The following is a 26,315-nucleotide window of genomic DNA, read 5'->3' as shown; positions in this document are numbered from 1 at the left end:
TTGCATGGCGGCCCTGTCAACGAAGTGAGGGAGCCCGTGAAACTCGACGGTTCGGTCGCGGTCGTCACCGGCGCTGGCAGCGGTATCGGGCGGGCCGCGGCGCTTTCCTACGCCCGGCGCGGCGCCCGGGTCGTGGCCAGCGACATCGACGCTGACCGCGCCGCCGCGGTGGCCGCCGAGATCGGCGATCAGGCCGTGGCGCTCCGCTGCGACGTCACCGAGGTCGCCGAGCTGGAGGCCGCCCGCGCACTCGCCCTCGACCGGTTCGGGCGGATCGACCTGGTGATGAACACCGTCGGCATCCTCGCCGTAGGTGCCGTGGAGGACATCCCGCTGGAGGCCTGGCAGCGCGTCATCGACGTCAACCTGCTCGGCATCGTGCGCAGCAACCTGGTGTTCCTGCCCACGCTGCTCGCCCAGGGGTCCGGCCACATCGTCAACACGGCGTCGACCGCGGGCCTGCTGCCGTACGGCTACGACCGGCTGCCCTACACGGCGACCAAGCACGCGGTCGTCGGCCTGTCGGAGTCACTGGCTGTCTACCTGCGGCCGCAGGGCATCGGCGTGACCTGCCTGTGCCCGGCCGGCGTCGCGACGAACATCATCGAACAGGTCAGGTTCTACGGCGAGCCCAAGCCACCGCGAGGGCCGGCGTTCCCGGTCGTCGACGCGGCCTCGGTCGGCGAGCTGGTCGCCGACGCCGTCGAGGCGGGCCAGTTCCTCGTCCTCACCGCGCCCGAGGCCGCCGACGAGCTGCGCGAGCGCGCCGCAGACATCGACGCCTATCTGGACCGGATCGCGACCGACTACGCCTGAACGCCCGGTCGCGACGCCGATACCAGGTGCCACACCGATAGCACGCCACACCGATAGCAAAGGCCGCTCCCGGACTGTCGCCGCCCGCTGGGCGGTCACCCGCGAGCGGGCGCGGCTGCCTGTTTCCTCTTCCTTCAAGGAGGCACCGTAGTGGCCAGGTCGCGAAGGCGCTGAACAACTTCCTGTTCACGACCCACGTCGGCATCGCCCTGGACCTGTTCGCCTTCGTCGACCGGCTCGGGCTGGACCGGGCCGCGGCCGCGCGCGTGCAGGGCCATGGGAGCGGCGGCAGCTTCGCCGCGGCCACCCTGGCGCGGTCCGGGTTCGACACGACCGGGCTTCGCGGAGCCGAGCCGCTGCTGCGCAAGGACGTGGGCATCATGCTCGACGTCGCCCAGGCAGCCGGGGCTACCGAACCCGCGGCCCTCGTCGCGCTGGCTCACCAGACCCTCGCCCTGCTGCGCGCCGGCTCCGAGTAAGAAGGCCCGGCGCGCTCGTCGTCGAGCACGCCGGGCCAGGTGGGAGCGGAGAGGGACGGTCAGGACGCGGGCGCGACCGTGCGGCCGGGGACGACGTCACCGCAGATGGGGGTCGCGTTCGGGACGGGCTTGAACGCGTTGCCCTGGAACTGGGCGATCCACTGGCAGCTGTCGGGCCCGAAGACGATGTTCTCCCGGTCGTTGATGTCGACCGTGTGGGAGCCGTAGAGACCGAGGGCGTTCCAGTCGTGGATGCCCTCGAGCGCCGTGATCAGGCTGGCCTGGGTGGGATTGGCGCCGGCGGCCTTCAGAGCGCGCACCAGCAGGCCGACGGAGACGTAGCCGTTGTAGGAGGCGTAGGTGGGCTCACCCTTGAGGCCGGCCGCTCGCATGTCGGCGACGAACTGCTTGGTGGCGGGCGTCTGCTGCTCGATGAGCTCGTAGGCGGACACGAAGTAGGCGCCCTGGGCGGCCTGCGCCGCGCCGGGGCCGGCGGACAGCAGGTCACCGCCGTAGCCGGTGGGCAGCAGAGCGGCCTTGAGCTTGACGCCCTGGTCCTGCAGGCCCTTGATCACGGCGAAGGTCGTGTCGGAGCCCGCGGCGGCGACGAAGCCGTCGACGCCCGCGTCCTTCATCGCGAGCACGGCCGGGCCGACGTCACCGCCGAGCGGGAACTTGGCGTTCAGATAGCCGACCTTGATGCCGGCGACCTCGGCCGACGCGGCGGACCCCTCGCCGGCCTCGGACGCGGTCGGAACGGAGTTCGCGAGGACGCCGAGGTTGGTGACGCCCATCATCTTGAAGAACTTGCCCTGGGTGGTGGAGACCTTGGTGGCCTGCAGCGGGCCCCAGATCGAGAACATGTTCTTCGACGGGATCCACTCGGGGCCGTCCTGGCTGGCGCCGATCACGGGCACGTTGTGCGCGGTGAGGTACGGCGCGGCGGCGAACAGCAGCGCGGAGTTCGCCAGGACCGCGAAGACGTGGTCCTGGGTGACCATCTTCTGGGCGACGGCGAGGGCGGTGGCCGGGTTCGTCGCGGTGTCACCGACGATGTACTTGATGGTGTAGCCGTTGCGGGCGGCGTAGAACGTGCCGGCCTTGACCCCGTCGACGACGGACTTGTTGGGCGGGGCCGCCGCGCCGGTCATGTCGGCGATCACACCCACCGTGATGGTCTTCTTCGCGGCCGCCGCGGTGGTGGTGCCGCCGCCGCTGGAACCGCCTGAGCTCGACGAGCCGCAGCCGGCGGCTAAGAGGACGGCGGCGGCCGACAGGATCGCCGCGGCCACGGTCGTGCGCTTTCTGAGCATTGATCTCCCCTAGGTGTGGTGCGTGGTGAGCGTGGAAACCTCGTCGCGCGTTACTTCTCGGCGGCGTCGTGGAGTGCCTCGCCCTTGGCGAAGCCGTAGTAGGCGGAGAAGTGCAGGACGATCTCGTCCATCTCGGCCTTGGTGAGGTCGCCGGAGCGCAGCGCGGAGCCGACGTGCGTGGTCAGCGGCGTCGGCGAGTCGTCAATGGCGACGCAGGCGACGGTGATGATGCGCCGCTCGCGGCGGGTGAGCCCCGGGCGCTGCCAGACGTGGCCGAAGACGAAGTTGAGGATGCCGGCGTGCCGATAGGGCGTCTCCGCGGGCGGCGCCGGCACGAGGTTCACGTCGACGAACTCCTCGACGCCGCGGGCGAGGCGCGCCTCCCAGTCGTTCGGGCCGAGCGTGGCGTTGTCAAGGACCGGCCACGGGGCCGGCTCGCGTCCCTGCTCACGTTGGATGCGGTGCCACTGGCGGGCGATGACCATCTCCAGGTGCGAGGCCTTCGGCCAGCCGCAGTAGACGGCGAAGTGCAGGACGAACTCCAACATCGCGTCCAGCTCGATGTCGCCGCTGTTCAGCGCGGCGTAGACGTGGTCCTCGATCGGCCCCGGCGCGTCGGCGGCGGCGACGCAGGTCAGCGTCACCCAGCGCCGGTCGCGGCGGCTGAGGCCGGGCCTGCTCCACACCTCGCCGAACACGAAGTCCCGGCTGAACTGCTCCAGCGGCGTCGTCACGGCCGGTGGCTCGATGGTCATGACCTCGCGATAGGTCTGCTCGGCGGCACTGCCCATGGCACTCCTCAGGTCCAAGCGGATGCATGGAAGCTAAGGCAGTTGCCTGACGATGTCCAGTGTGTTTCGATGGAGCCATGCCGCTAGCGCCGTCGCCGAAGGAACGGATCATCCTGGCCGCCGAGGCGCTGTTCGCCGCGCACGGGCTGGACGGGGTCTCGCTGCGGCAGATCTCCGCCGCGGCCGGCAGCGGCAACAACACCGCGGTCCAGTACCACTTCGGCACGAAGGAACAGCTGATCCGGGAGATCTTCGAGTTCCGGCTGCCGTACCTGCACGAGCGGCGCAACCTGCTAGCCGCCCAGCACCGCCCGAACGACCTGCGCGGCTGGGTCGAGTGCTACGTGCTGCCGGTCCTCGAACAGGGCGAGCAGGAAGGCAGCAACTACCTCAGCTTCGTCGCGAACCTGCACACCCACGGCAGCCGCGAGGTGTTCGACCAGTTCGCGCCCACCTACCTGGCCGCGTCCAATGCCTTCCAGGACCACTTCCGGTCGTTCCTCATGGACATCCCCGAGCCGCTGCGCGCCCACCGGATAAGCCAGGCCATCGCCTTCGCGATTCACGCCGCGGCCGACCGCGAACGCGCCAAGGCCCGCGGGCAGGACGTCCTGTCCTTCGCCGCGCACGTCGCGGACCTGCTCGACGGGCTGGTCGGCTACCTCACCGCCCCCGTCTCCCCGGCCGCGCTCGCCGCCTGCGACAACGCCGGGCGCGACGCGACCAGCTGGCTCCTCGTCCCCTAGGACCGGCCCGAGCCGGAAACCACCCGCAAGCGGCCGCCCCCTTCGAGGTGGGGCGCCGCAGGCGTCGACCGAAGGAGACAGGGGCTCCTGCCGGGCGCGAACCCGTACTCGATCGCCAAGAACGGCGTCAACGCGCTGACCCGCGGGCTCGCCCTCGAATACGCGCCGCACGGAATCCGCGTCAACGCCATCGTCCCCGGAATGATCGACACCCCCGTCGGAGTCGACCGCGTCGCGGACGCGACCGGACGCGACCGCGACGAGATAACGGCCGTCCGAGCCGCCCAGGTACCCATGCGCCGCCAGGGCAGCGCCTGGAACATCGCCGACGAAGCCGACGGCCAGCGCCGGCAGCGTGACGGCTCGGGACCCGGCGTCACTGGTGATCATGGGTTGCCGTAGGTCCGGATGATGGTGAAGCTGTAGGCGAGTAGCCGGTGGGCGTGGGCGTGTTCGAGGTAGTCGGCTTCGGGCCATGGCCGGTCGTGGCCGAGCTGGTCGTCGTGGGCCAGGACGGTGCCTGGCGGGGTCGCGTCGCCGTGCCGGGCCCGTAGCAGGCGAACAAGAATCCCCGGGGCGTCTGGGCCGTCGATGATCGATGCGGTTGTCTCCAGGCCGAGCCAGTGCGGATGCGCGCCGAAGACGAACAGCGAGCAGCGCGGGTCGCGGCGCAGGTTCTTCGTCCTTACCAGAGGCTCGGCGCCGGTGGCCCAGACCCTGCTGTCGAACGTGGCCACCTCGATCCGCGCCATGTGAGCCGTGCCGTCGGCCCGCAGCGTGATCATCGCGGCGTCTGGGTAGCGGGCGACGAAGTCGAGTGCCTGTTCGTTGGCCACGGTCGTTCCTCCTTCTCGACTGCGCCGTCGTGGGCGTCGTCGGGTGTGGAACGATCGTGTCGGTTCAAGTCGGCTTGAACGCAACCGCGGTTCGAGGGGAGCGAGGGTGCGGCCGGTGGACGAGGAGCTCGTGCCGATCGACGAGGTCGCCCGTCGCGTCGGGCTGCGCGCCTCGGCGATCCGCTACTACGAGCAGCGCGGCCTGATCGCCCCGGCGGTGCGGTCCGCTGGGCGCCGCTGGTATCGCCCGGCCGAGATCCGCCGGCTGGCCGTCATCCGCTACTGGCAGAGATCCGCCCTGATGAGCCTCGACGACATCGCCGACCTGCTGGCCGGCCGTCCGGACCCGACCTGGGCCCGGGTGATCGAAACGCAGATCGAGTCCCTGCAGGCCAAGGCCGACCGGCTCCGCGCGGCCCGGGCGCTGCTCGAACACACCCTCGAGCACCATCGCGACGCGCCACCGGACGGCTGCCCCCACTACGAACAGCTCATCTGGACCTCCGAGGGCCATGCGGGCCACCACGACGAGCAGCGATGATCACCCGGGATCAGTGGTCCGGGAACAGCGCGGTCGCGTTGGCCGTCGCTGCCGCCTTGATCGATGGTGCGTCTCGGGCGAGGAAGTAGCCGGCGGTGACGGCTTTGTCGACGGCGTGGTCGTAGGCCGTGAGGTAGGTCTGGCGGTCCGGGTAGAGCGCCGCGAGGCGGCTGGGTGGGAAGGGGGACATCGTTCCGAACAGGGATGCCATCAGGGAGGCGCCGGGGACGGTGCCGCTGTAGGTCGCGACCGGCACCTCCAGGTCGGGCATCCTGATGCCGCCGAGCGCGTTGCCGTCCGCGTCCCGCTCGATCCGTGGTGGGTTTCCCTCGATGGCGATGCGGGGCAGTGCGGGCGGTGGTGGGCCGCCCGACGCCCAGCGGGTCAGGTCGACGCCGGCGGTGGCCACGACGGGCTGCCAGTCAAGTGAGTTGGGTGCCGCCGTGGCGCCGACCGCTCCTGAGGTCGAGCCGAGGCTGCCCGTGGGCAGTTTCAGGCCGTCGCGGGTGAAGAGCTTGACCACGTCGCCGATGGTGTCGGGTCCGCCGCCGGCGTGCGCGGCGCCGGCGATCTCCCAGAACCGGAATGTCGCGGTGTCCGGCTGGCGTGCCGGGTAGACCGATTCCGCCTCGGTCTCGGTGCTCACCAGGATCGTCGGGATGCCGAGGTCGGCACGGATGCGTACGGGTGGCCGGCTGAAGGCCTCGTCGGCGGCGTCGGTGCCGGTGGCGGTCTGGAAGGCGGCCGCACGCCCGAAGTTGGCGATCAGCAGGGCGCCGTCTAGGGCCCTGGTCAGTGGCTGCACGCCGTCGAGGTAGGAGGTCAGGCGGAAGGCGGACTGGGAGGCACCGGTGCCGAACACCTGCTTGACGTCGAACCCGGCCATGGGGTCCACCGGAAGCTTTCCGCGGTCGCGTCCGACGAGAAGCGCGGCCTTGGTGAAGATGTCGTAGGAGAAGTCATCGCCGGGGTGGAACAGTGAGCCGTACCGTTCTGGGTCCCATTTCCGCAGGCCGTTTCCTTCGGCGCCGGGAACTCCGTCGAGGCCCGCCTTCTGGGCGGACACGTACACGGTCGCGTCACCGTCTCGCAGGCTTTCGCGGGTGAAGTCGCCGATCTCGAAGCCGGCGGTGACGTTGAGCCAGGAGACCCAGACGGTCCCGCTGAACTTCTTGGGATCGCTGGGACGGAGCACGAGCATCCGCGTCTTGAACGACGCCGTGCGCGAGGCCTTCATCGTCCATCGGCCGTCCGGGCCGAGTGTCGTGGCGGGCTCGGGGGCGTAGGAGGTGGCGGTGCCGCCGAAGAAGTACTCCTGCGCGGTGTAGCCGGCGGCACCGAGGTCGAACACCGGAAGGGAGAACGGGTTGGGGCGGTCGCCGTCCGCCGTCGGACCGGTCACCGTCACCCCGGTTCGCGTGGCCGCGTTCACGGTCGGCGCGACAGTGGTTCCCCCGCCACCGCCCCCGCAGGCCGTGAGGCCGGACAAAGCCGCGGCCGCGGCAAGAAGGAGGACGGCTAATCGACCCGGCCGACGACGGTTCATGCGGGCTCCCGAGCTATTCGGACGGTGAACGGCACCAGAGACCCTGCCGTTCGGTAGGGACGCACAAGGCGCTTTGACACTAGTGCCATAGCAGCGGAATGGTCAAGACCGGGGCGTAACCGCCCGAGCGCGACGCGCTCTTGGGCCAGGCCCCCGGCCGGTAAACTCCCGTCGCGTGCCGGAAGCCCGAACCCGCGAGCGAGATCCGGTCGCGAAGCGGGCGCGCATCACGGCCGCGGCCCTGCGGCTGTTCGAGGTCCAGGGCTATGCCGAGACGACGATCGACCAGATCGCGGTCGCTGCCGGCGTCGGTCGCCGCACCGTCTTTCACCACTTCCCGAGCAAGGAAGCGATCCTGGTCGACCAGCTCGTGGTCCGGCGGGAGGTGGCGGCCACCCGCCTGGCCGAACGGCCGGCGACCGAACCCCCGCTGGTGAGCCTGCACGCGGTCCTGCGTGACCTGTGCGAGCAGGGCTACGACCGGAACCTTCTGGCCCAGATCCGCGCTGTCATCGCGACCGAGCAGCGGTCCGTCGCCGAGCAGGTCTCGCTCGGGGGCGGCGCCTTCCTGAAAACGGCTATCGAGATCCTTGCCGCCCGATCGGACCCCCGGTGGTCATCCCTCGAGATTCACGCCGTGGCGCTGATGGCGATGAGCTGGTTCACGACCGCCACACACCTCTACCTCACCGAGGGAAGGCCCTCGCTCCTCGCCTGCTTCGACGAGATCGTCGCGACCTGCGCCCAGGCAGCCGCCGCACTCACCCCGACCACACCCCAGGTCCACCGCTGACGCAGCGCCTCCGACAACGTCTGCCCGCTCCGAGCCCTCGACATGATCGCCGTTCTGGCCCTCGCCTGGTTGCGAGAAGCCCGATTCACGACCGCCTGAGGGCGAAGACGGCGATCACTCCGCCGGGCCGGCCTTCGTGGTCACGGCAGTGGCGCGGGCTTCAGGTCTGGACCGATGCGGGTCCTTCGGCGGCTGGCGGGTCGGGGCGGGCGAGCGCGGCGAGATCGGCCTTGCGGATCCTGGCGTGGACGCCCTGGACGATGTCGACCACCTGGCTGACGGCGAAGTCGGTGGCCGCGCTCAGGTAGGCGTAGGCGACGGCCCGCTCGATCCGGTAGCGGCGTTCGAGCAGCTCCAGGGCAGCGCGCACGCAGTCGCGCATCGCCGCGTCGAGGTCCTCGTCCAGCCCGATCGGGATCAGGTACTCGTCGGTCTCGGCATACGGCCGGTCCGCGTGCGCCCGCTGGTCGCGGGTGATGACGTCGAAGCGCAGCCGCGCGCGTAGCGGCGCCTCGAAGGCCGTCAGCGCCACCTCGCCGTCGCCCTGCGCGAAATGCGGGTCGCCGACGTAGACCAGCGCCTCCGGGACCTGGACGGGGAGATAGAGCGTCGCCCCGGCGGTCATCATCGAGACGTCGATGTTGCCACCGTGGCGGCCCGGCGGGACCGAGCTGTGGTGGCGGTCCTCGGCCTGGGCGACGCCCGTGATCCCGAGAAAGAACCGGAGCGGGAACGTGATGGTGCCGGCGTCGGTCTCGATCGTGCCGGTCGGGCCCTGCGGTCCGTTCCCGGCCCGGCAGAACGTGAAGACCGGGTCGGGCCCCGCGGGCAGCTCGCCGGGCAGCGCGCCTCGGCCGTGCCGGTTGGAGACGACGCCGTAGGGGGTGCGCGGGGTCAGTTCCAGGACGTGCACCGCCAGCACGTCGCCCGGCCGCGCGCCGAGCACCGCGATCGGGCCCGTGATCACATGCGGGCCGTCCAGCCCGGGGGTGTGCGCGCTGCGCGCGGCCACGGCGACGGCGTCGGTCAGCACCTCGTCGGCCGGCACCCCGAAGCCGGCGAAGAACGCCACCGGGTCCCGGCCCTGGTCCTCCAGCACACCCTCGTGGCTGACCGTGTCGATCAGGACCTCGGTGCCGGGCCGGACCGTGCGGACGGGCTGATCCGAGCCGGTGGGCAGGCGTCCCCACAGCACGTTCTCCGGGCTGGCGGCGAGGTAGGCCTCGTCCGCGCCGCCCTTGAGGGGCTGCAGGACCGGGAACGGTTCGATCAAGGCTCCCGGCTTGTCACCCGCGAGTTCGGCCTCGAAGGCCTCGTGCTGGTCCGTCATCGTGGGCACCTCCCCGGCCGCGTCGAGGCTAGGGCCTGGTCGTTTCGCCCGTGTTTCTCCCCGGCGGGCGCGGCGGGCGCGGCGGGCCCGTGGGCCCTTGGCGGCCTCGGACAGGCGGTTCCGCGTGGACCGGCCCCGCGGGACGTGGTGGAGGACGGGCGCGGCACCGCAGGATGGACCCGTGGCTCTTACCAGGCATGCCGTCGCGACGGTGCCGATCACCGAGAACGCCTTCGCTCCGTACGGGCAGGTGCTCGCCGCCCAGCCGGACAGCACCAGGACGACGGCCGCCGAGGCCGCGCTCGACCTGTCGCGGGGGACGCCGCGTTTCTACGTCATGGAGCTGACCCACGGCCGCACGACCTTCACGCGCATCACCCGGCACCGCCAGGTGACCCAGGTGCTGGCCGCGGTCGGCGGCGGTGCGTGGTGGATGGCGGTGGCCCGTGGGGAAGGCCCGGCCGAGGTGGCGCCCGCGCTCGACGAGATCGTCGCGTTCGAGATCCCGGGGGACGTCGCGGTCCTCCTGCACCGGGGGACGTGGCATGCCGGGCCGTTCTTCGACGGGCCGCGGATGGCGTTCTTCAACCTGGAGCTGACCGACACCAACGCGGCCGACCACGACACGAGCCAGCTCGACGTCCGCCTCGGCGTCGAATGCTGGTTCGACCGGGGCTAGCCGGCCGCGGTCTGGACGTGCGGGTGCGCGCCGCGGGCGTCGTGGGCCGCGATCGCGGCGTGGATGGTCGGGAGGTGGGTGCCCCGGGTCGGGTCGAGACCGGTCAGGGTCGCCGCCTTCGTCAGCCGGTAGTCGACCGTGTTCGGGTGGATGCGCAGCCGGGTCGCGGTCTTCCTGCGGTCGAGGTCGCAGGCGAGGTAGGTGCGCAGGGTGGTCAGCAGGTCGGGCCGGTCCCGGATCGGCCGGAGCAGGTCGGCGAGGTGGTCGCGGGCGGGGCCCGGCCGGGTCAGCTGGTACTCGACGAGCACGTCGACCAGCCGGTAGGCGCCGGGCGGGCGGCCGGAGGTCTCGGCGACCTGGCGGATCTCGGCGGCGAGCCTGGCGGCCGCGGCCACGCAGTCCGGCTCGGCCGCGGCGAGCCCGGCGATGATGTCGGCGCCGGCCGCGTCGCGCAGCCGCTCGACCAGCTCGGACATCTGGCGCCAGTCGGCGGCGCTCAGGTCGGCCGCCGCGGTGGACGAGGGAACCAGCACGATGCCCTGGTCGCCGGAGAGGCTGGACAGCGCGCTGGGCGACGCGTGGCGCTCGATCGCGGCGCGGATGCGGCGGATCTTGCGCCGGCCGGCGATCGCCGGGTCGGTTCCCGCGGCCTGCTCGTCCGGGTGCCTGGACACGGCGATGCTCATCGCGAGGTAGCAGGCGGGCAGGGCGATGCCGGCCCGCGCGGCCGTCTCGGCCATCTCGGGGGACTCGTTCAGCAGGGCGGAAAGCATCGCGGCGCGGCTGTCGCGGTCGTTCTTTCCGGACGTGGCCTGCCGTTCGGACAGGTAGACGTTCGCGATGACAGTCGTGGTCATGCGCAGGTAGCGCAGCAGCCGATGATGCAGCGCCGCCACCTCGGCGAGATCGGTGGGACTGGTGTCGGCCAGGATGCGCTCGGCGCAGATCTCGGTTCCCAGGAAATACGCGCTCAGGATCGCCTCGAGGGGGACGCCCTCCTCCGCCCGGCGTGAGGCCGACTCCCTGATGAGCTCGACCTGGCGGGCCGACGGCGCCTCGGGGTCGCGGGCCATGTCGATGAATGTTCCGATGTTCGCGGCGGTGATGCGGGTGATCTCGCCGCGTAACTCCTCGGCCGGCAGCGTCCCGTAAACCGGGATCTCCTCGGTCAGGCGGTCGACGATAATGCGGCTGAGCTCGGCCCTGGCGGTGGACAGTCGCTGGTCTATTGAGATGCCGTCCAGAATGTTGCGAGCGTTGTTGGTGGCCATCACAAGGGCTCCTCGTCAGTGAGCGGGCGACATCCGTGTACTGGGAATTCCAGCCAGTCGGTCGCGTCCACCCGCCGCCACGGCCGTGGTTCCCTGTGACCCGTCACACACACATAACGGACAAGTCTGAATGTAACGCCACAGGCGTCGCCGATGCTCGCCTCGACTTCGGGCGAAAACCAGCCGGGCGCGCCGAGGAGGTGCCCGGCGGCACTCCCCTGGAGCACCGGCAGGACAATTGCGCCCCGGATTCCGACCGGGTCGAAGGGGCGCCGCGGCCGGTCGCTCGCCCAGGAGGGTTCACGTCGCCTGGCGAGGCCCTGATCTGGCTGGTCCGGGCCCTGAGCTGGCCGGCCGTCGCCCTGAGCTGGCCGGCCGCGGCCTTGAGCTGGCCGGGTGTGGCCTTGAGCTGGCCGGGTGTGGCCGGGGCCGGCGGTGGCGGCCTGGCGCGCGCCGGGCGCGCCCGGCCGGGCCCAGGGTGGCCAGGCTGATGAGCGCGCCCAGCGCGACGAGCCCGGCCGAGACCTTCAGCCCGCGGGAGTAGCCGGCGACGAAGCCGTCGACCGCGCTGCCGCCCGCGGCGACGACCGCCCGTTGCCTGGCGAGCAGGATCGCCCCGGTCACCGACACCCCGAGCACCCCGGAGACCTCCCGGGCCGTGCTGAGGACGGCCGACGCCATCCCGGCCCCGGCCGGGTCGACGTCGCCGAGCAGGACCGACGTCAGCGGGGTCGTCAGGGCCGAGCCGGCGCCGATGATCAGCAGGCCGGGCAGCAGGTCGAGGTAGGAGGCGCCGGGCCCCACCTGCGCGGTCAGGTACAGACCGGCGGCGACAGCCCCGAGTCCCGCCGCGACCGTGAACCGCGCGCCGCACGCGGCGACCAGGCGTCCGGTCGCCGGCACGGCCAGGACCAGCGCGACGGCCAGCGGCACGAACGCGAGGCCGGCCCCGACCGGGCTGAAGCCGAGGATGCTCTGCAGGTACAGCGACGTGAACAGGAAGACGCCGTTGACCCCGAGCCCCCACAGCATCTGGGCCGCCGTGCCGCCGGAGAAGGCCGGCGACCGGAACAGCGCCAGGTCGAGCATCGGGTCGGTCCCGGTGGTCTCGACCGCGACGAACGCCCAGCCAGCCACCCCGGCCAGCGCGAAGGCGTAGATGATCGACGGCGAGGTGAACCCCCGGTCGTTGCTCTCGACCAGGGCCCAGGTGAGCGCGAGCAGCGCGAGGCCGGAGGTCGCGAGCCCCAGGATGTCGAGGCTCGCCCGCCGGCCGCCCTGGCGGCGGCTCGGCGGGACGGCCCAGCAGGCCAGCGCCATCGTCACCGCGCAGACCGGGACGTTGACGTAGAAGACCCAGCTCCAGTGCGCGTACTGGCTGATCGCGCCGCCGACCGCCGGCCCGAGCGCGAGGGCCGCCGCGATCGCCGCGGTCAGCACCCCGGCGCCCAGGTCACGGTCGCGCCCGTCCAGATCGGCGGTCAGGATCGCCAGCGTCGCCGGGAGCACCGCCGCACCGCCCGCGCCCTGCGCGGCCCGGGCGGCGATCAGCTCGGTGCCCGAGGAGGCGTGGCCGCACAGCACCGACCCGACGGCGAAGATCACCAGGCCGAGCAGCAGGACGCGGCGGCGCCCGAACAGGTCGGCGAGCCGGCCGCCGGCCAGCAGCAGGCTGGAGAAGGTCAGGATGTAGGCGGTCGCGACCCATTCCAGGCCGGTCGTCGACAGCGTCAGGTCGCGCTCGATCGACGGCAGCGCGACGTTCACGACGGTGTTGTCGAGCGCCGTGACGAACGCCGCGAGCGCGACCGTGAGCAGCAGCCCGGTCCGCCGGACCGCCCGAGGTCGCCTCGGGCGGCCCGGTCCGACGGTCAGCTCGCCGGCAGTCCCAGCCCGGCCGCCAGCACCGGCCACGCCCGGGCGAGCTCGCGATTCCAGTACGGCCATGAATGGGTGCCCGCTCCATAGAAGTCAACGGTCGGGTTCAGCCCGGACAGCCGGGCCAGGGTGACGAACGTCGTGCTGTTGGCCAGCGTGATCGTGTCCAGCAGGCTGCTCTGCGTGTTCGCCGGGTCCAGCGGGCCGGGGTTGCCGTTCCCCGAGGAGACGAACAGCCCGACGCCCTTCAGGCGCCCGAGCAGGGCCGTCGGGTTCGTGAAGAGCCACTGCAGCCCCAGCAGCACCGGGTCGCCCCACATGGCCAGCGGGTTCTGGCTCTCCCGCACGAGGATCGCCGCGATCTCGGTGCTCACCACCGGCGTCTGGGTGTCGAGCAGGCCGCTGAAGGAGGCGGCCGCCCCGTACTCACCCGGGTGCAGGGCGGCGAGCGCGACGGCCGCGTAGGCGCCGATCGACACGCCCGCGATCGCGGCCCGCCCGGAGGCCCGGTACCCGGCGCGCAGGATCTGCGGCACCTCGGTCGCGAGGAAGGTGTCGTAGCCCCAGCCCTTGTTCGGCACGCCGAAGTTCCACCAGTTGGTGCCGAAGCCGGCCGAGCCGTCACTGGGCATGACGACGAGGACGTTCTTGTCCGCGGTGGCGGCCTCGACGTCCGTGTAGAGCGACCACGACTGGTAGTCGGCCTTCTCGCAGCACCCGTGGATCAGGTACAGCGCCGGGAACGTGGCCGTCGGGTCCCCGGACCAGTTCGGCGGGAGCATCAGCCGGACCGGGGCGGCGCCGCCCAGGGCCGGCGAGCTGACCATGAGGTCGACCGTGCGGGCGTCGACGCGGGTCTCGTAGAGGACCCGGGCACCGTCGGCGGCCTTCGCGGTGGCGAGGCCGACCACGGGCACGGTCCCCGGGTTGGGTACGCCGAGCGTCGCCGTGTCGGGCACCGTCCCCGTCTTGGGGTTGTCGCCGCCGTTCACGCTCTGGTTGACCTGGGCCACCGGGGCGACCGGTGCCCCGGTGGCGGACGGCGCGGCGGCTGATCCGGCGGCCGGCAGGGCGCCGGCCAGCCCGAGCGGGATCGCGACCGCGACCACCGCCGCGGCCACCGCGATCCACCGGCGCCGCCGCGTCGATAACTGTGCGGGCATGTCCAGTCTCTCCGTCCGTTAGCCGGCCGGCCGGTCGCCGGTCAGGAGCCGGCCTAGGTGGCCGGCGATGAGGTCCACAGCAGGGGGGTCGATGACCGAGGTGTGGTCGCCGGGGACCACGACGACGTCCAGGTCCGGGCAGAGGGCGTCCCAGCCCAGCGCCGCGTCGGTGCGCCCGTAGCGCGGGTCCAGCGTGGCCGTCACCTGGTGGGTGGACGCCGCGCGGAACAGCACGACCCGGCCGGCGTACGGGCGTGGCTGGTAACGCTCGGCGATCCGCGCGTCCGCGTAGGAGGTGCGCTGGTGCTCCAGCACCCCCGGCGTCATCCCGATCTCCGAGGACGCGAGCAGCTGGCCGAGCCGCTCCACCTGGGCGTCCTCGTCCAGGGCGGCCAGCTCCTCGTAGGGCAGGCGCAGGTCGACCCGGTAGGTCTCGCTCACGTAGGCGGCGAACCGGCGGAACCGCTCGACCACCAGCCCCCGGACGTCTCCGGTGACGGGCAGCGGGAGAATCGAGTCGATCATGGCGACGACCTCGACGGTCGCCCCGGCCGCGACCAGCCGCTGCGCGACCTCGTAGGCGAGCACCCCGCCGAACGACCAGCCGCCCAGCCGGTAGGGGCCCCGCGGGTCGATCTCGCGGAGGATCTCCAGGTAGCGGTCCGCCTTGGTCTCGACGTCCCGCAGGTCGTCGAGCCGTTCGAGGCCGTACACCGCCGGCCCGGCCGGCAGCCGCGTGACGAGCGCGTGGTAGACGCTGGTCGGCCCGCCGGCCGGGTGGAACAGGAACAGCGGCCGCTCGCCGCCGGGCGCCCGGCCCTCGTCGGGTCCGGCGGCGCGCAGCAGGCGCAGCGGGTTCCCGCCGTTGCCCTCCAGCTGTTCGCGCAGCAGGTTCGCCATCCGCTCGACGGTGCCCGCCGCGAGCAGCCGGGCCGCGTCCGGCGGCGCCTGGTCCAGCGGGGCCGTGGGCCCGAGCCGGTCGGCCACGGCGGCCGCGACCGCCCGGCCGGCCCGGCCGGGCGAGTCGCCGTCTCGGTCGGCGGCGGCCAGGTCGTCGGCCACGCCGATGGGGGAGCGGCCCAGGGCCTCCTCCCAGAGGAGCACCAGCCACCGTTCGGTCGCGTCGCGGGGCGGGATGTACCCACGGGCGCCGGGCGCCCGCTCGGCGCCGGCGTCGGCCCGGCCGGTGCCGAGGTCGGGCAGGCCCAGCTCGGCGGCGAGGTGGTGTTCGACGTCGGTCAGGCTCGCGCCCTGCAGCATCAGGCGCACCGGCAGCACGACGTCGAAGTCGGCCTCCACCGCGTTGCGCAGCCGGACCGCCATCAGCGAGTCGAGGCCGAGCCCGGTCAGCGGGGCGTCCGCGTCGACGAGCTCGGCCCGGTCCGGCGGGAAGCCCATGATCTGGGCGACCCGGGAGCGCAGCCTGGCCGCCAGTAGGCCGCGGGCCGCTGCCGGGTCCGACGAGCGCAGGGCGGCCGCGCCGGGCCAGCGGTCCTCGCCGGCGCCGTCGGGCGTGTCTTCCTGGGTGGCGTGCTCGGCCAGCAGCGGGCCGAAGAAGGCGACGTCCGTGATCTCGGGCAGCAGCGCGACGGCGCGGGTGGGCGACAGCCGGGTGACGCCGGTGACGTCCCGGCCGGAGGCGAGGACGGCCTCCAGAGCCTCCAGGCCGGCGGCCGGCGACAGCGGCTCCAGCAGCGGGTTCGCGTTCCCGGCGGCCTTGCCGACCTGGGACCAGGCGCCCCACTGGATGCTCGTCGCCGGCCGTCCGGTCGCGCGCCGCCACCGGGTGAACCCGTCCAGCCAGGCATTGGCCGCCGCGTAGGACGCCTGCCCAGGGGAGCCCAGCAGGCCGGCGGCGGACGAGAAGACCAGCCACCAGTCGGGGTCGAGGTGCTCGGTCGCCCGGTGCAGCAGCCAGGTGCCGGTGACCTTGGGGGCCCAGACCCGCTCCAGGCTGTCGCGGTCGAGGGCCAGAACAGTCTGGTCGACCAGCAGCCCGGCCGCGTGGGCGACGCCAGCGAGCCGCATCCCACCGGCGGTCGCCGCGGCGACGAGGCGCTCCGCCGTTTCCGGTCGCGCGATGTCGCCGGTGACGACCACGACGTCCGTGCGCCCGTCGGCCCGCAGCCGCCCGAGCGCCGCCTCGACCTCGGGGGACGGCTGGCGCCGGCCGCCGAGAACGAGGCGGGCGGCGCCGCCCTCGGCCAGCCGGGCGGCCAGCGCGAGACCGAGTCCGCCGAGGCCGCCGGTCACCAGGTAGGCCTCCGGACGCACGAGGGTCGGCCGCCCCGCCCGAGCCTGCGTGAGCTGGGCGCGGGCGAGCCGGGCCGCCAGCCGGCGGCCACCCCGCCAGGCGACCTCGTCGTCGTGGGTGCCGGCGGCCAGCTCGGCCAGCAGGTCGGGCAGCGGGTCGCGGGCCGGGTCCAGGTCGACCAGCGTCGCCCGCAGCAGCGGATGCTCGAACGCGAGCACCCGCACCAGCCCGCGCAGCGACGCCGGGCCCGGCCGACCGGCCTCGCCGTCGGCGGCCACCGACGCGCCCCGGGTGACGATCCACAGGCGTGGCGTCCGCCCGGACGAGGCCTCCACCACCGCGCGGGCCAGCGCGGCCGCCCCGGCGACCAGCGCGGACGCCGCTGCTACCTGCGCGGCCGGGTCGTCCCCGTCGACCAGCGCGGGCTCATCGGGGACGAGGAACAGCACCCCGGCGTCGCCGCGGGCCGCCTGTCCGGCCAGCGCCGTGGCGAGGGCCGGACCGTCAGCCAGCGCGACGGTGACGACGGAGCCCCCGGCTGCCTCCAGCCGGGCCTCCAGCTGGGCGATCAGGCTGTAGGGCGGCGGCCCCGCCGTCACCACGACCCACGCGATGTCCTCGGGCCGACCCGTACCGGCCGTCGGCGCCGGGAGTTCCGCCGGCTCCCAGCGGGCCTCGAACAGCATGGACTCCAGCGCGACCGGCACGTCGTCGCGCTGCAGCCGCCGCAGGTAGATCTCGTCGGCCTCCAGCAGGACGGCGCCGTCGTCGCCGACGAGGCGGACCGCGCCGACCAGGCCGGTCGCGTCCGCGCCGAGCGGCGCGAGCGTCGCGTGACAGGTTCCCTCCCGGGGCTGGGCCGCGCCGACGCGCAGCCGGCCGATGCCCACCGGCAGGTAGACCGCGCGGTCGTCCTGCGCCTGCGGGACGCCCGCGCCGGCCGCGGCGAGCGTCTGGAGGCACACGTCGAGCAGCGCCGGGTGCACGCGCAGCAGCGGATGCCCGGTCGCCGTGTCGGGCAGTCGCACCCGGGCGCGGGCCACACCCCGGGTGCCCGATCCGCCGAACCGCGCCTCGGTCACGCCGACGAACGCGGGGCCGTAGTGCTGCCCGACCGCGTCGAACGCCGCGTAGAGGTCGAGCGGCTCACCCTCGCCGTCGCCCAGCATCGCGTCAGGACCGTGGGGGAGATCGGTCCCGGCCAGCGCGACCGTCGCCGTCGCGCAGCGGACCCAGCGGTCCGGCCCGGCCGTCCTGCTGTGGACGTCGACCGTGCCACCCGTGTCGGTCACGCGCAGCGAGACGGTGAGCGTCGTGTGGTCGGCCAGCGGCACGATCCGGTGGATCTCCAGGTCGCTGACGACGACGTCGGGCGAGCCGAGGACCGCGGTGGCCGCCGCCAGGGCGAGCTCGGCGTGCGCCGCGCCCGGCAGCACGGGAACCCCGTGGACCGTGTGGTCGGCGAGCCAGCGCGCGTCGCTGGTCCCGACCTCGGCGCTCCACAGGTACCGGTCGCCCTCGGGCAGGTCGACCCGGGTGCCGAGCAGCGGATGGCGGTCGGCCACGGCCGGCCGCGGCTCGGCGCTCGGGCGGAACCAGTAGGGCCGGCGGTCCCAGGAGGTCGTGGGCGGCTCGGGTGCCCGCCGTGCCGGGCCGGGGCCGCCGGTCTCACGGTCGAGCGCGGCCCGGGCCCCGGCGTCGCCGCCGGCCAGGGCGAGCCGGGCCAGATTGGCCCGGAACGTCACCTGGTCGTCGGTCCCGCGGCGCAGCGTTCCGGCGACGGTCACCCGCCCGGCGCCGAGGGTCTGGCGCACCGCGCGCGCCCCGATCGGGTGCGGCGAGACCTCCAGGAACGTGTCGTGGCCGTCCGCGCCGGCGGCGGCCAGGGCATGGGCGAAGCGGACCGGCCGGCGGGCGTTCGCCGCCCAGTAGTCGGCGTCGAAGGCGGGCCGCGCGCGCGGGTCGTCCAGGGTGGTGCCGTAGAAGGCCACGGCCGGCTGCCGCCCGGCGATGTCGGACAGCTCGCTGGTCAGCTCGGGGAGCAGGACGTCGACCGCCCTGGAGTGCGCCCCGCCGGGAATGCTCATCGGGAACACGGCGTGACCCATCGCCTCGACCCGGGCGCACAGCGCGCGCAGCTGGTCCGGGTCGCCGCCGACGGCACGCTGCGTGGGGCTGGTGTAGACGCTGACCGCGACGTCCGGGTAGTCGGGCGCGAGCGCGTCCCACTCGGCGTCGGTCAGCTCGACCATGGCCAGCTCGCCGCGGCCGTCCCGTTCCAGCGACGTGAGCAGCCTGGCCCGGGTCGCCATGACCCGGGCGGCGCTGTCGAGGTCGAGCGCGCCCGACACGACCGCCGCCGAGACCTCGCCCATCGAGAACCCGAGAACGGCCGCGGGCTCCAGTCCGCGTGAGCGCCACAGCCTGGCCAGGGCGACCTGCGTCCCGAACAGCACCACCTGGATGGCCTCGAGCCCCTCGAACGGGGTCGCTCCGGTCAGGGCGGCCCGCAGCGAGCGGCCCGTGTGGCGGGCCAGGACGGGTTCGACCCAGTCGACGGCGGCGGCGAAGTCGGGTTCGGTCGCGAGCAGCCGCCGACCCATGCCGGCCCACTGCGAGCCCTGGCCCGAGAAGATCCAGACGGTGCCCGGCCCGTCGGCGCGTGCCCGCCGCCGCGCCGTCGGCGCCGGGGCGACGACGGCCGGGTGGTCGGCCTCCCCGGCGAGCGCGGAGAGGACGTCGGCCAGCTCGCCGCGGGTCCGGCCGACGACGGCGGCGCTCACCGGCGCGTCGTAGGAGTGCCGGCGCGCGAGGACCGCGGCGACGTCGGCGGGGCGCGCGATCCGCCCGGCCGGCTCGTCGAGCCAGCCGGCGAGCCGGGCGGCCTGCCGCCGGATCCTGGCCGGGTCGGCGCCGGACAGCAGGAGGGTCCTGGCCGCGTCCGCCGCCCGGTCGTCCGGTGTCGGGGCCTCGGCGACGCTCGGCCCGCCGGCGGGCCACTCCTCCAGGACGACGTGGGCGTTGGTCCCGCCGAAGCCGAAGCCGGAGACGCCGGCACGGGCCGGGCGCCCGGCGACGCGGGGCCAGGGGTGGGGCTCGGTGACGACCCGCAGCCCCGCCTCGTCGAAGCGGATGTGCGGGCTCGGCGCGTCGAAATGGAGGCTGGCGGGGATCACGCCGTGCGTCAGGCCGAGCGCGACCTTGATCAGGCCGGTGATGCCGGCCGCGGCCTCCAGGTGCCCGAGGTTGGTCTTGACCGACCCGATCAGCAGCGGGCGGTCGGCCTTGCGGCCCGCGCCCGCTCCGACGACGGCGCCCAGGGCGGTGGCCTCGATCGGGTCGCCGAGCGGGGTGCCCGTCCCGTGCGCCTCGACGTAGTCGACCTCGGCCGGGTCGACGCCGGCCGCCTGGTAGGCCGCGCGCAGGACGGCCTCCTGCGCCCGCGGGTTCGGCGCGGTGATCCCGTTCGAGCGCCCGTCGGAGTTCACCGCCGAACCGCGGATGACAGCCCAGATCCGGTCGCCGTCGCGCCGCGCGTCCGACAGCCGCTTCAGCACGACGACGCCCGCGCCCTCACCGCGCACGATCCCGTCGGCCGACGCCGCGAACGCCTTGCAGTGCCCGTCCGGCGCCAGCAGGCCGGCCGAGGCGAACGCGGCGGAGACGGCCGGGGCGAGCAGCAGGTTGACGCCGCCGGCGATCGCGGTGGCGCTCTCGCCGGACCGCAGGCTCGCGCAGGCCGTGTGGACCGCGACCAGGGACGACGAGCAGGCGGTGTCCATGGCGATCGACGGGCCGCGCAGGTCCAGCGTGTAGGAGATCCGGTTGGCCGCGAGCGACATCGCCGCGCCGGTGGACGTGTGGGCCTCGATCCGGGTCAGGTCCGCGGCCGTGAGGTGGCCGTACTCCAGGAGGCTCAGGCCGACGAACACCCCGGTGGGCGTGCCGCGCAGCGAGTCCGGGGTGATGCCGGCGTTCTCCAGCGCCTCCCAGACGACCTCCAGCAGCAGCCGGTGCTGCGGGTCCATCAGCTCGGCCTCGCGCGGCGCGATGCCGAAGAACCCCGGGTCGAAGCCGGCGACGTCGTCGAGGAACCCACCGAACCTGCCCAGCCCGGCCAGCTCCGCGGCCGACGGCGAGCCCTGGGCGACGAAGTGCTCCCACCGGCCGGCCGGCACCGCGCGGACGCCGTCGCCGCCGGCGGTGAGGAAGGCCCAGAACGCCTCCGGGTCGGCCGACCCGCCGGGCAGCCGGCAGCCCATGCCGACGATGGCCACCGGCTCGCCGCTCGGGACCGCCGCGACGCGCGGGACGTCGCCGTCCTCGCGCTCGGAGCCGAGCGCCGCCAGCCGCGCGGCGATGGCGGCGATGGTCGGGTTCTCCCAGACCAGCGTGGCCGGAAGGGTCATGTCGAGCAGGTCCTCGAGGTCGCCGGCCAGCGCGACCGCGGCGCGGGACGCCAGGCCCAGCTCGCCGAGCGGCTGGAACGGGTCGATCGACTCGGCCCGCGTGCCGACCAGGCGGGCGACCTCGCGGGTGAGCCAGGCCCGCAGCTCCGGCTCGGTCGGTCCGGGGCGTCGCGTCATGATGGGTTCCCCACCCGGGCGAACCCGCCGGCCAGGTAGCGCTGCCGGCTCGCGCGGCGCGCGATCTTCCCGCTGGTGGTGCGCGGGACGGAGCCGGGCCGGGTGAGCACGACGTCGTGGACGGCGAGGCCGTGGCGGTCGGAGACGGCCCGGCGGACCGCCTGCGTGACGGTGGTCGGGTCCCACCCTCCGTCGAGCGCGCGCCGGGAGATCTCCGCGACGACGACGACCCGCTCGCCGTCGTCGCTCGGCACGGAGAAGGCCGCCGTGCGGTGGCGGCCCAGCGCGTCGTGGACGGCCTCGACGGCCGCCTCCACGTCCTGCGGGTAGTGGTTGCGGCCGTCGATGACGATCACGTCCTTCAGCCGGCCGGTGACGAACAGCTCGCCGCCGGCGAGGACGCCCAGGTCACCGGTGCGCAGCCAGGGGCCGACGGGCAGGCCGTCGGCCCGCTCGACCACGCCGCCACCGTGAGCGGGCGCCGCGGGGCCGCCCGGCGCGAGCCACTGCCCGAACGTCGTCGCGGACAGCTCCGGGTTGCCCCAGTACCCCTGCGCGACGTTGGGGCCGTGGACCCAGATCTCGCCGACCCTTCCGTCCGGCAGCACCCGGGACGTCGCGGGATCGACGATCGCGAGCCGCTGCCCGACCGGGTGGCCGCAGGAGACCAGGGTGTGGGTCTCGCCCGGGGGCGCGTCGCGGTCGGCGTCCCCGGCCAGTACCACCAGCTCACCCGCACCGAGCCGTTCCTGGTCGACCCGCAGGACCCGGGCCGGGGTCCCGTCGGTGGACCCACAGACGTACACCGTCGCCTCCGCGAGGCCGTAGGCCGGCCGGATGACCTCCCGGCGCAGTCCCTGGGGGGCGAACCTGCGGACGAAGCGGTCGATGGTGCCTGCCTGGACGGGCTCCGCGCCGTTGCCGATCGCGGCGACGTCGCCCAGCCACAGGCCGGCGGCGTCCTCGGGTGAGACCCGGCTGGCACAGAAGTCGAAGGCGAAGTTCGGGCCGGACGTCACGGCGCCAGGGCTCGACGACAGCAGCCGCAGCCACCGGACCGGCCTGGCGAGGAAGGCGACCGGGTCCATGAACACGGCCGGGTAGCCACCGGCGACACAGCCACCGACGACGAGGACCAGGCCCATGTCGTGGAACAGCGGGAGCCAGCTGACCAGGGTCAGCCCCGGGCCACGGCCCTGGCTGTAGGCGGCCGCGGCCTGGGCGGCGTTGACGGCGATGTTGCGGTGCGAGATCAGCACCCCGGCCGGCGACCGGGTGGAGCCGGAGGTGTACTGCAGGTAGGCGACGTCGTCCGCGTCGAGCGCGTCCGGTACGCGGCCCACCGGCTCGGCGGTTCCCGGGGCCGCGCCGTCGCCCGCCGCGTCGTCGATGACCACGACGTCGATGGGCCGGTCCTGCCCCGCCAGGAACTCCCGCACGGCCGGCAACGCTGCCCGGGTGGTGGCGACGGCCGCCGGCTCGCAGTCGCGGAAGACGGCGTCCAGCCGGCCGGAATGCCCGGGCAGATCGGGTGGGAACAGGGGAACGGCGACGATGCCGGCGCGCAGCGCGCCGAGGAACGCCACCACGTAGTCGAGCCCCTGGGGGGCGCTGATCGCCAGCCGGGAGCCCCGCTCCTGGCGGGCCGCGATCCGGGTCGAGAACGCGCACACCCGCTCGAACAGCTGGGCGTAGGTCAGCGACGTGGCGGCGCCGGCCCGGTCGACGGCGTAGTCGACGAAGGTGAGGGCGACCCGGTCAGGCTCGCCCTGAGCGCGTGCGGCCAGCTGTTCGGGCAGCGGGACGGACGTGAACGCGTCCCCGGTCGCCCGGCCGCCGCTTGGAGCCATGCGAACCCCACACATTTCCTGTCCTCCAAGCCTGTCCCCCCAGCCGGCCGGCCATGGGCCGGTCCGGTGGCGATCTTCCGTCGATGCGAGGCCTTCCCTGCCTTCCCTGGGCCAGCGAACAGCTGCGTGTCGCTTTTCGCGCAGGAAAGGAGTACCGGTGCCGTGGCTGGTTCACATCGACGCTTCCAGGAGCGCGTCGCCGGATTCCAGGCCAGGGTTTCAGCCGGGCAGGCCAAGCGTAGGTCAGCGGCGCACGGAAAACCTTGGCGAAGTGTCCAGAAATCGACAGGAGCGCCTATGACCGATGACAACCGGTTGAGATTCCGCCGGCGGGCGAGATCAGGGCTGCTGTGCTGGTCGCCTGCGTGTTGACGCTGACGCGCCGGCAGGCATCCAAGATCAGTTGCCCTGGTGTCGCGGGCCCCTTGTCGCGGAGGCGCCGTTCTGTTGGACGTCTCGCCTGCCTGGCGGTGCGGGCAGGCCGGATTTGTTGCGCAGGAAACCGTGCGTGTCCGATAATCTTTCGCTCGTGCCCGACGTGGTCGCCGACGGTCGCCGTGCATTCCTCGGGTGGACCGGAGCATAGGGGAGCAAACTGAGATTTCAAAGGGACGCGAATCTCGCTTTGGTGGCTCGGAAGTATCTACACGCCGCGGATTCCTGGGTGGGGACGCCGGGCGAGAAGCGCGTTCACCGTGGCCTCGCGCTGACCGGTCGCGTCGCCCTTCCCTAACCGCCGTGCGCCTGACCAGCGCACATGTCGGCCTCTACCCCCTTTTGGGTGACATAGGCGCAATCCCCGTGGCATCCTTCCGTCCCACGGTTCCTACTGACCGGTAGGTAACAACGGGCGTAGGCCCACTGGGAGGACGTTGCGTGATGAGACGATTATGGAGAGTGATGGGAGCGGTTGCCGCGAGCGCGATCGCGGCGAGCCTGGCCGTCGTGCTGGACACGGCCGTGGCCCGTGCGGACGTGACGCCGTTCGGGCACGCCTGCACGGCGCAGAACGGGGTGCGTTTCTGCCCGACCGCCGACCTGGGCGGGCGAGTCGCGTCCTGGGACGGCACTCCGCTGGACGTTGACGTGACGCTCCCGGCCACCGGGTCCGGGCCGTTCCCCACGATCGTGATCATGCACGGCCTGGGTGAGGACAAGACCGCGTTCGAGGACACCTCCGCGACCGGCTCGCAGGCCCTGACCTACCACTACAACACCAACTACTACGCCCAGCGTGGCTACGCGGTGGTGACCCCGACGGCCCGCGGCTTCGGCAACTCCTGCGGCTCGGCGTCCAAGACCAGCGCCGGCTGCGCCGCCGGATGGGTGCACCTGGACGACGCCCGCTACGAGGCACGCGACATCCAGCAACTGCTGGGAACCCTCGTCGACGAGGGCGTCGCCGACCCGTCGGCCCTCGGCGTCACCGGCATCTCGTACGGCGGTGGCACCGCGGCCCAGCTCGCGTTCCTGAACAACCGGATCGAGCTGCCCAGCGGCGGCTTCGCCCCGTGGACGAGCCCGGCGGGCGCGCCCCTGCACATCGCCGCGTCCTACCCGCGCTGGGGCTGGGCCGACCTGGCCACCGCGCTGGTCCCGAACGGCCGCGCCACCGACACCGCCCCGCCGAGCTACGCGGCCGACACCTCCCCGGTGGGCGTGTCGAAGCTGTCCTACACGAGCTTCCTCTACCTGATCACCGACCTGCTCGGCCAGGTCGCGCCCGCCGGCACGGATCCCGGCGCCGACCTGACGACCTGGTACAAGACGCTGCTCGCCGGCGAGCCGTACTCCGGCAGCGCCGTCACCGGCCTCGTCGAGGCGCTGAAGTACAAGGGCACGACGGGCATCCCCGGCGCGCCGACGCCGATGCTGATCGAGAACGGCTGGACGGACAACCTGTTCGGTGCCCAGCAGGGCCTGGCCCTGTTCAACCAGGCCCGGGCGGCCAGCCCGAGCGCGGACGTGTCGCTGCAGCTCGCCGACACCGGGCACCCGGGCGCGAGCAACCGCTCGGACGTGGTGGACCGGCTGGTCGACGCCGGCTCGGCGTTCTTCGACGCCAAGCTGCGCGGGACCGGCACCGGGCCGGCACCCGGCTCGGTGGCACTGTCACCGATGTCCTGCCCCGCCGGCAGCGCCACCCCGGCGCCGATCACCGCGGCCTCCTGGGGCGCCGCGCACCCCGGCACGCTCAGCTTCAGCCTGACCCTGCCGCAGTCGACGACCTCCAGCGGCCTGAACTACCTCGGCCAGGTCGGCCAGGACCCGGTGATCGGCATCCTGCCGGGCACCGTCGGTGACGTCCTCACCGGCCTCGTCAACGGCACCGTCGACCCGTCCAGCCTGCTGTCCATCCTGGGCGGCGGCGGCAGCTCCCAGTTCGGCTCGCTGTTCTCGCAGGCCCTGCAGACCTCGAACCCCTGCGCCACCTCGCCGGCCCTGATCCAGCCGAACAGCATCGTCGTCCTCGGGCCCGCTCTCACGCACGCGGACACCCTGGCCGGCATGCCCCAGGTCACCGCGTCCATCCAGCACACCGGCCCGGATGGCCAGCTGGACGCCCGGCTGTGGGACGTCAGCCCCACCGGGACCCAGATCCTCGTCAGCCGCGGTCTTTACCGGGTGACGGCCAACCAGTCGGGCACCATCGGTTTCCAGCTGGACGGCAATGCCTATACCTTCGCTGCCGGGCACCGTCCCAAGCTGGAGCTGCTCTCCTCCGACGGCCCGTATGCCCGGCCCAGCAACGGCATCAGCACGACGTTCGCCCTGACCGTCACCGCCAAGCTCCCGATCGTCCAGACAGCACCCTGAACCGCACGAGACCGGCAGGCCCGCGGCCACCCGGCCCCGGGCCTGCCGCCGCGACGGTCGCGCCCGGGGCGGGGAGAACGTCCGCGGGTCCGTGGACCGAAGGAAACGATGACGCACCTCGAGACGCTGGTAACGCCTGAACTTGAGGCCCAGAAGGGCGTGTGGATCGACGAAGAGGTCTCCTACCCGATCTCCGCCTCGGACATCCGCAAGTGGGCCATCGCGGTGTACTGGGACGAGACGCCGCCGCGGATCTACTGGGACGAGGAGTACGCGAGGTCGACCCGATGGGGCGGGATCATCGCCCCGGAGGACTTCAACCCGTTCGCCTGGTCCATGACCAGGCCGGTCATGATGGGCGCCGTTCCTGGCCAGGAGGTCAAGAAGGGCGAGAACACCCTCAACGGCGGGATGACCGAGAAGTTCGGCGTGAAGATGCGGCCCGGCGACGTCATCACCACCCGGTCCCAGCTGACCCACTGGGAGGAACGCCAGGGGCGCAACGGCCTCACCCTCTACCTGTACGTCCTGACCGAATGGACGAACCAGCACGACGAGCTCGTCAAGACCCGAGTGCGGACGACGATCCGCTACTAGCCGCTCCGGCTTGGAGCGGCCTGGGCGGC

19 protein-coding genes are annotated in these 26,315 nt (G+C 73.4%); 9 read left to right on the top strand and 10 right to left on the bottom strand.

What is annotated here, in order from left to right; translation table 11 throughout:
- The first annotated feature begins 36 nt into the window (after positions 1-36).
- Complete coding sequence (locus FRAEUI1C_RS21805; RefSeq protein WP_013425508.1) at positions 37-816, top strand: SDR family oxidoreductase; 780 nt, start codon at positions 37-39, stop codon at positions 814-816.
- Positions 817-869: 53 nt separating this feature from the next.
- Positions 870-1,295 carry an NAD-binding protein gene (locus FRAEUI1C_RS41195; protein WP_083819616.1) on the top strand — a complete coding sequence of 142 codons (426 nt, stop codon included), beginning with the start codon at positions 870-872 and terminating at the stop codon, positions 1,293-1,295.
- Between the two features lie 59 nt (positions 1,296-1,354).
- Here FRAEUI1C_RS41195 and FRAEUI1C_RS21795 read toward each other — a convergent pair whose 3' ends face one another.
- Both FRAEUI1C_RS21795 and FRAEUI1C_RS21790 read right to left on the bottom strand, forming a co-directional pair.
- Positions 1,355-2,608 (bottom strand): ABC transporter substrate-binding protein, encoded by a 1,254-nt coding sequence (locus FRAEUI1C_RS21795; protein WP_013425507.1) that lies wholly within the window; start codon positions 2,606-2,608, stop codon positions 1,355-1,357.
- Positions 2,609-2,658: 50 nt separating this feature from the next.
- On the bottom strand, positions 2,659-3,399 hold the full coding sequence (locus tag FRAEUI1C_RS21790; protein WP_013425506.1) for a carboxymuconolactone decarboxylase family protein: 741 nt from the start codon (positions 3,397-3,399) through the stop codon (positions 2,659-2,661).
- Between the two features lie 77 nt (positions 3,400-3,476).
- On the opposite strand from FRAEUI1C_RS21790, the gene FRAEUI1C_RS21785 reads away from it, so the two are divergent.
- The gene (locus tag FRAEUI1C_RS21785; protein WP_013425505.1) at positions 3,477-4,145 is read left to right on the top strand and encodes a TetR/AcrR family transcriptional regulator; all 669 of its coding nucleotides are present in this window, start codon (positions 3,477-3,479) and stop codon (positions 4,143-4,145) included.
- 87 nt (positions 4,146-4,232) lie between these two features.
- Positions 4,233-4,547, top strand: a complete 315-nt coding sequence (locus FRAEUI1C_RS38565; RefSeq protein WP_269724422.1) for an SDR family oxidoreductase — start codon at positions 4,233-4,235, stop codon at positions 4,545-4,547.
- On the opposite strand, the gene FRAEUI1C_RS21770 is transcribed toward FRAEUI1C_RS38565, so the two are convergent.
- Complete coding sequence (locus FRAEUI1C_RS21770; protein WP_013425504.1) at positions 4,532-4,981, bottom strand: pyridoxamine 5'-phosphate oxidase family protein; 450 nt, start codon at positions 4,979-4,981, stop codon at positions 4,532-4,534. The genes FRAEUI1C_RS38565 and FRAEUI1C_RS21770 overlap by 16 nt on opposite strands.
- Before the next feature lie 115 nt (positions 4,982-5,096).
- Between FRAEUI1C_RS21770 and FRAEUI1C_RS21765 the strand changes: the two genes are divergently transcribed.
- Positions 5,097-5,522 (top strand): MerR family transcriptional regulator, encoded by a 426-nt coding sequence (locus FRAEUI1C_RS21765; RefSeq protein ID WP_157735003.1) that lies wholly within the window; start codon positions 5,097-5,099, stop codon positions 5,520-5,522.
- A 10-nt stretch (positions 5,523-5,532) separates the two neighbouring features.
- On the opposite strand, the gene FRAEUI1C_RS21760 is transcribed toward FRAEUI1C_RS21765, so the two are convergent.
- A complete protein-coding gene (locus tag FRAEUI1C_RS21760) occupies positions 5,533-6,924 on the bottom strand; it encodes an alpha/beta hydrolase domain-containing protein (protein WP_232425073.1) in 1,392 nt (463 codons plus the stop codon).
- Between the two features lie 319 nt (positions 6,925-7,243).
- Here FRAEUI1C_RS21760 and FRAEUI1C_RS21755 point away from each other — a divergent pair, with 319 nt between their 5' ends.
- Complete coding sequence (locus FRAEUI1C_RS21755; RefSeq protein ID WP_013425501.1) at positions 7,244-7,861, top strand: TetR/AcrR family transcriptional regulator; 618 nt, start codon at positions 7,244-7,246, stop codon at positions 7,859-7,861.
- 160 nt (positions 7,862-8,021) lie between these two features.
- On the opposite strand, the gene FRAEUI1C_RS21750 is transcribed toward FRAEUI1C_RS21755, so the two are convergent.
- Positions 8,022-9,191, bottom strand: a complete 1,170-nt coding sequence (locus tag FRAEUI1C_RS21750) for an acetamidase/formamidase family protein (protein WP_013425500.1) — start codon at positions 9,189-9,191, stop codon at positions 8,022-8,024.
- A gap of 181 nt (positions 9,192-9,372) precedes the next feature.
- Between FRAEUI1C_RS21750 and FRAEUI1C_RS21745 the strand changes: the two genes are divergently transcribed.
- Positions 9,373-9,870, top strand: coding sequence for an ureidoglycolate lyase (locus tag FRAEUI1C_RS21745; RefSeq protein ID WP_013425499.1), 498 nt, complete (start codon positions 9,373-9,375; stop codon positions 9,868-9,870).
- On the opposite strand, the gene FRAEUI1C_RS21740 is transcribed toward FRAEUI1C_RS21745, so the two are convergent.
- The 5 genes from FRAEUI1C_RS21740 to FRAEUI1C_RS21720 all read right to left on the bottom strand — a co-directional run bounded on the left by FRAEUI1C_RS21740 (position 9,867) and on the right by FRAEUI1C_RS21720 (position 22,872).
- The gene (locus FRAEUI1C_RS21740; protein WP_013425498.1) at positions 9,867-11,141 is read right to left on the bottom strand and encodes a PucR family transcriptional regulator; all 1,275 of its coding nucleotides are present in this window, start codon (positions 11,139-11,141) and stop codon (positions 9,867-9,869) included. The two genes, FRAEUI1C_RS21745 and FRAEUI1C_RS21740, sit on opposite strands and share 4 nt — an antisense overlap.
- Positions 11,142-11,441: 300 nt before the next feature.
- Entirely contained in the window at positions 11,442-13,088 is a 1,647-nt protein-coding gene (locus FRAEUI1C_RS21735; protein WP_232425072.1) for an MFS transporter, read from the bottom strand.
- Positions 13,013-14,182: an alpha/beta hydrolase gene (locus FRAEUI1C_RS21730; RefSeq protein ID WP_013425496.1), complete on the bottom strand. Its 1,170-nt coding sequence runs from the start codon at positions 14,180-14,182 to the stop codon at positions 13,013-13,015. The genes FRAEUI1C_RS21735 and FRAEUI1C_RS21730 overlap by 76 nt, the downstream gene beginning before the upstream one ends.
- 18 nt (positions 14,183-14,200) lie before the next feature.
- Positions 14,201-21,022, bottom strand: a complete 6,822-nt coding sequence (locus tag FRAEUI1C_RS21725; protein ID WP_013425495.1) for a type I polyketide synthase — start codon at positions 21,020-21,022, stop codon at positions 14,201-14,203.
- On the bottom strand, positions 21,019-22,872 hold the full coding sequence (locus FRAEUI1C_RS21720) for a fatty acyl-AMP ligase (RefSeq protein ID WP_041259594.1): 1,854 nt from the start codon (positions 22,870-22,872) through the stop codon (positions 21,019-21,021). Before FRAEUI1C_RS21720 ends, FRAEUI1C_RS21725 begins: the two co-directional genes overlap by 4 nt.
- A 900-nt stretch (positions 22,873-23,772) precedes the next feature.
- On the opposite strand from FRAEUI1C_RS21720, the gene FRAEUI1C_RS21715 reads away from it, so the two are divergent.
- Together FRAEUI1C_RS21715 and FRAEUI1C_RS21710 are read left to right on the top strand one after the other, a co-directional pair.
- Positions 23,773-25,689, top strand: a complete 1,917-nt coding sequence (locus FRAEUI1C_RS21715) for a CocE/NonD family hydrolase (protein WP_041259592.1) — start codon at positions 23,773-23,775, stop codon at positions 25,687-25,689.
- 108 nt (positions 25,690-25,797) lie between these two features.
- Entirely contained in the window at positions 25,798-26,286 is a 489-nt protein-coding gene (locus tag FRAEUI1C_RS21710; protein ID WP_013425492.1) for a MaoC family dehydratase N-terminal domain-containing protein, read from the top strand.
- Positions 26,287-26,315 lie beyond the last annotated feature (29 nt).

The organism is Pseudofrankia inefficax (assembly GCF_000166135.1).
In the GTDB taxonomy this organism is placed as follows: domain Bacteria; phylum Actinomycetota; class Actinomycetes; order Frankiales; family Frankiaceae; genus Pseudofrankia; species Pseudofrankia inefficax.
This window is presented reverse-complemented; position numbering and strand designations above follow the sequence as displayed.

Excerpts from the sequence above, each read along its gene's own strand:
- FRAEUI1C_RS21795 (WP_013425507.1), bottom strand. The coding sequence starts at position 2,608 with ATGCTCAGAAAGCGCACGACCGTGGCCGCGGCGATCCTGTCGGCCGCC.
- FRAEUI1C_RS21790 (WP_013425506.1), bottom strand. The coding sequence starts at position 3,399 with ATGGGCAGTGCCGCCGAGCAGACCTATCGCGAGGTCATGACCATCGAG.
- FRAEUI1C_RS21785 (WP_013425505.1), top strand. The coding sequence starts at position 3,477 with ATGCCGCTAGCGCCGTCGCCGAAGGAACGGATCATCCTGGCCGCCGAG.
- FRAEUI1C_RS21750 (WP_013425500.1), bottom strand. The coding sequence starts at position 9,191 with ATGACGGACCAGCACGAGGCCTTCGAGGCCGAACTCGCGGGTGACAAG.
- FRAEUI1C_RS21740 (WP_013425498.1), bottom strand. The coding sequence starts at position 11,141 with ATGGCCACCAACAACGCTCGCAACATTCTGGACGGCATCTCAATAGAC.
- FRAEUI1C_RS21735 (WP_232425072.1), bottom strand. The coding sequence starts at position 13,088 with ATGGCCGTACTGGAATCGCGAGCTCGCCCGGGCGTGGCCGGTGCTGGC.
- FRAEUI1C_RS21730 (WP_013425496.1), bottom strand. The coding sequence starts at position 14,182 with ATGCCCGCACAGTTATCGACGCGGCGGCGCCGGTGGATCGCGGTGGCC.
- FRAEUI1C_RS21725 (WP_013425495.1), bottom strand. The coding sequence starts at position 21,022 with ATGACGCGACGCCCCGGACCGACCGAGCCGGAGCTGCGGGCCTGGCTC.
- FRAEUI1C_RS21720 (WP_041259594.1), bottom strand. The coding sequence starts at position 22,872 with ATGGCTCCAAGCGGCGGCCGGGCGACCGGGGACGCGTTCACGTCCGTC.
- FRAEUI1C_RS21715 (WP_041259592.1), top strand. The coding sequence starts at position 23,773 with ATGGGAGCGGTTGCCGCGAGCGCGATCGCGGCGAGCCTGGCCGTCGTG.
- FRAEUI1C_RS21710 (WP_013425492.1), top strand. The coding sequence starts at position 25,798 with ATGACGCACCTCGAGACGCTGGTAACGCCTGAACTTGAGGCCCAGAAG.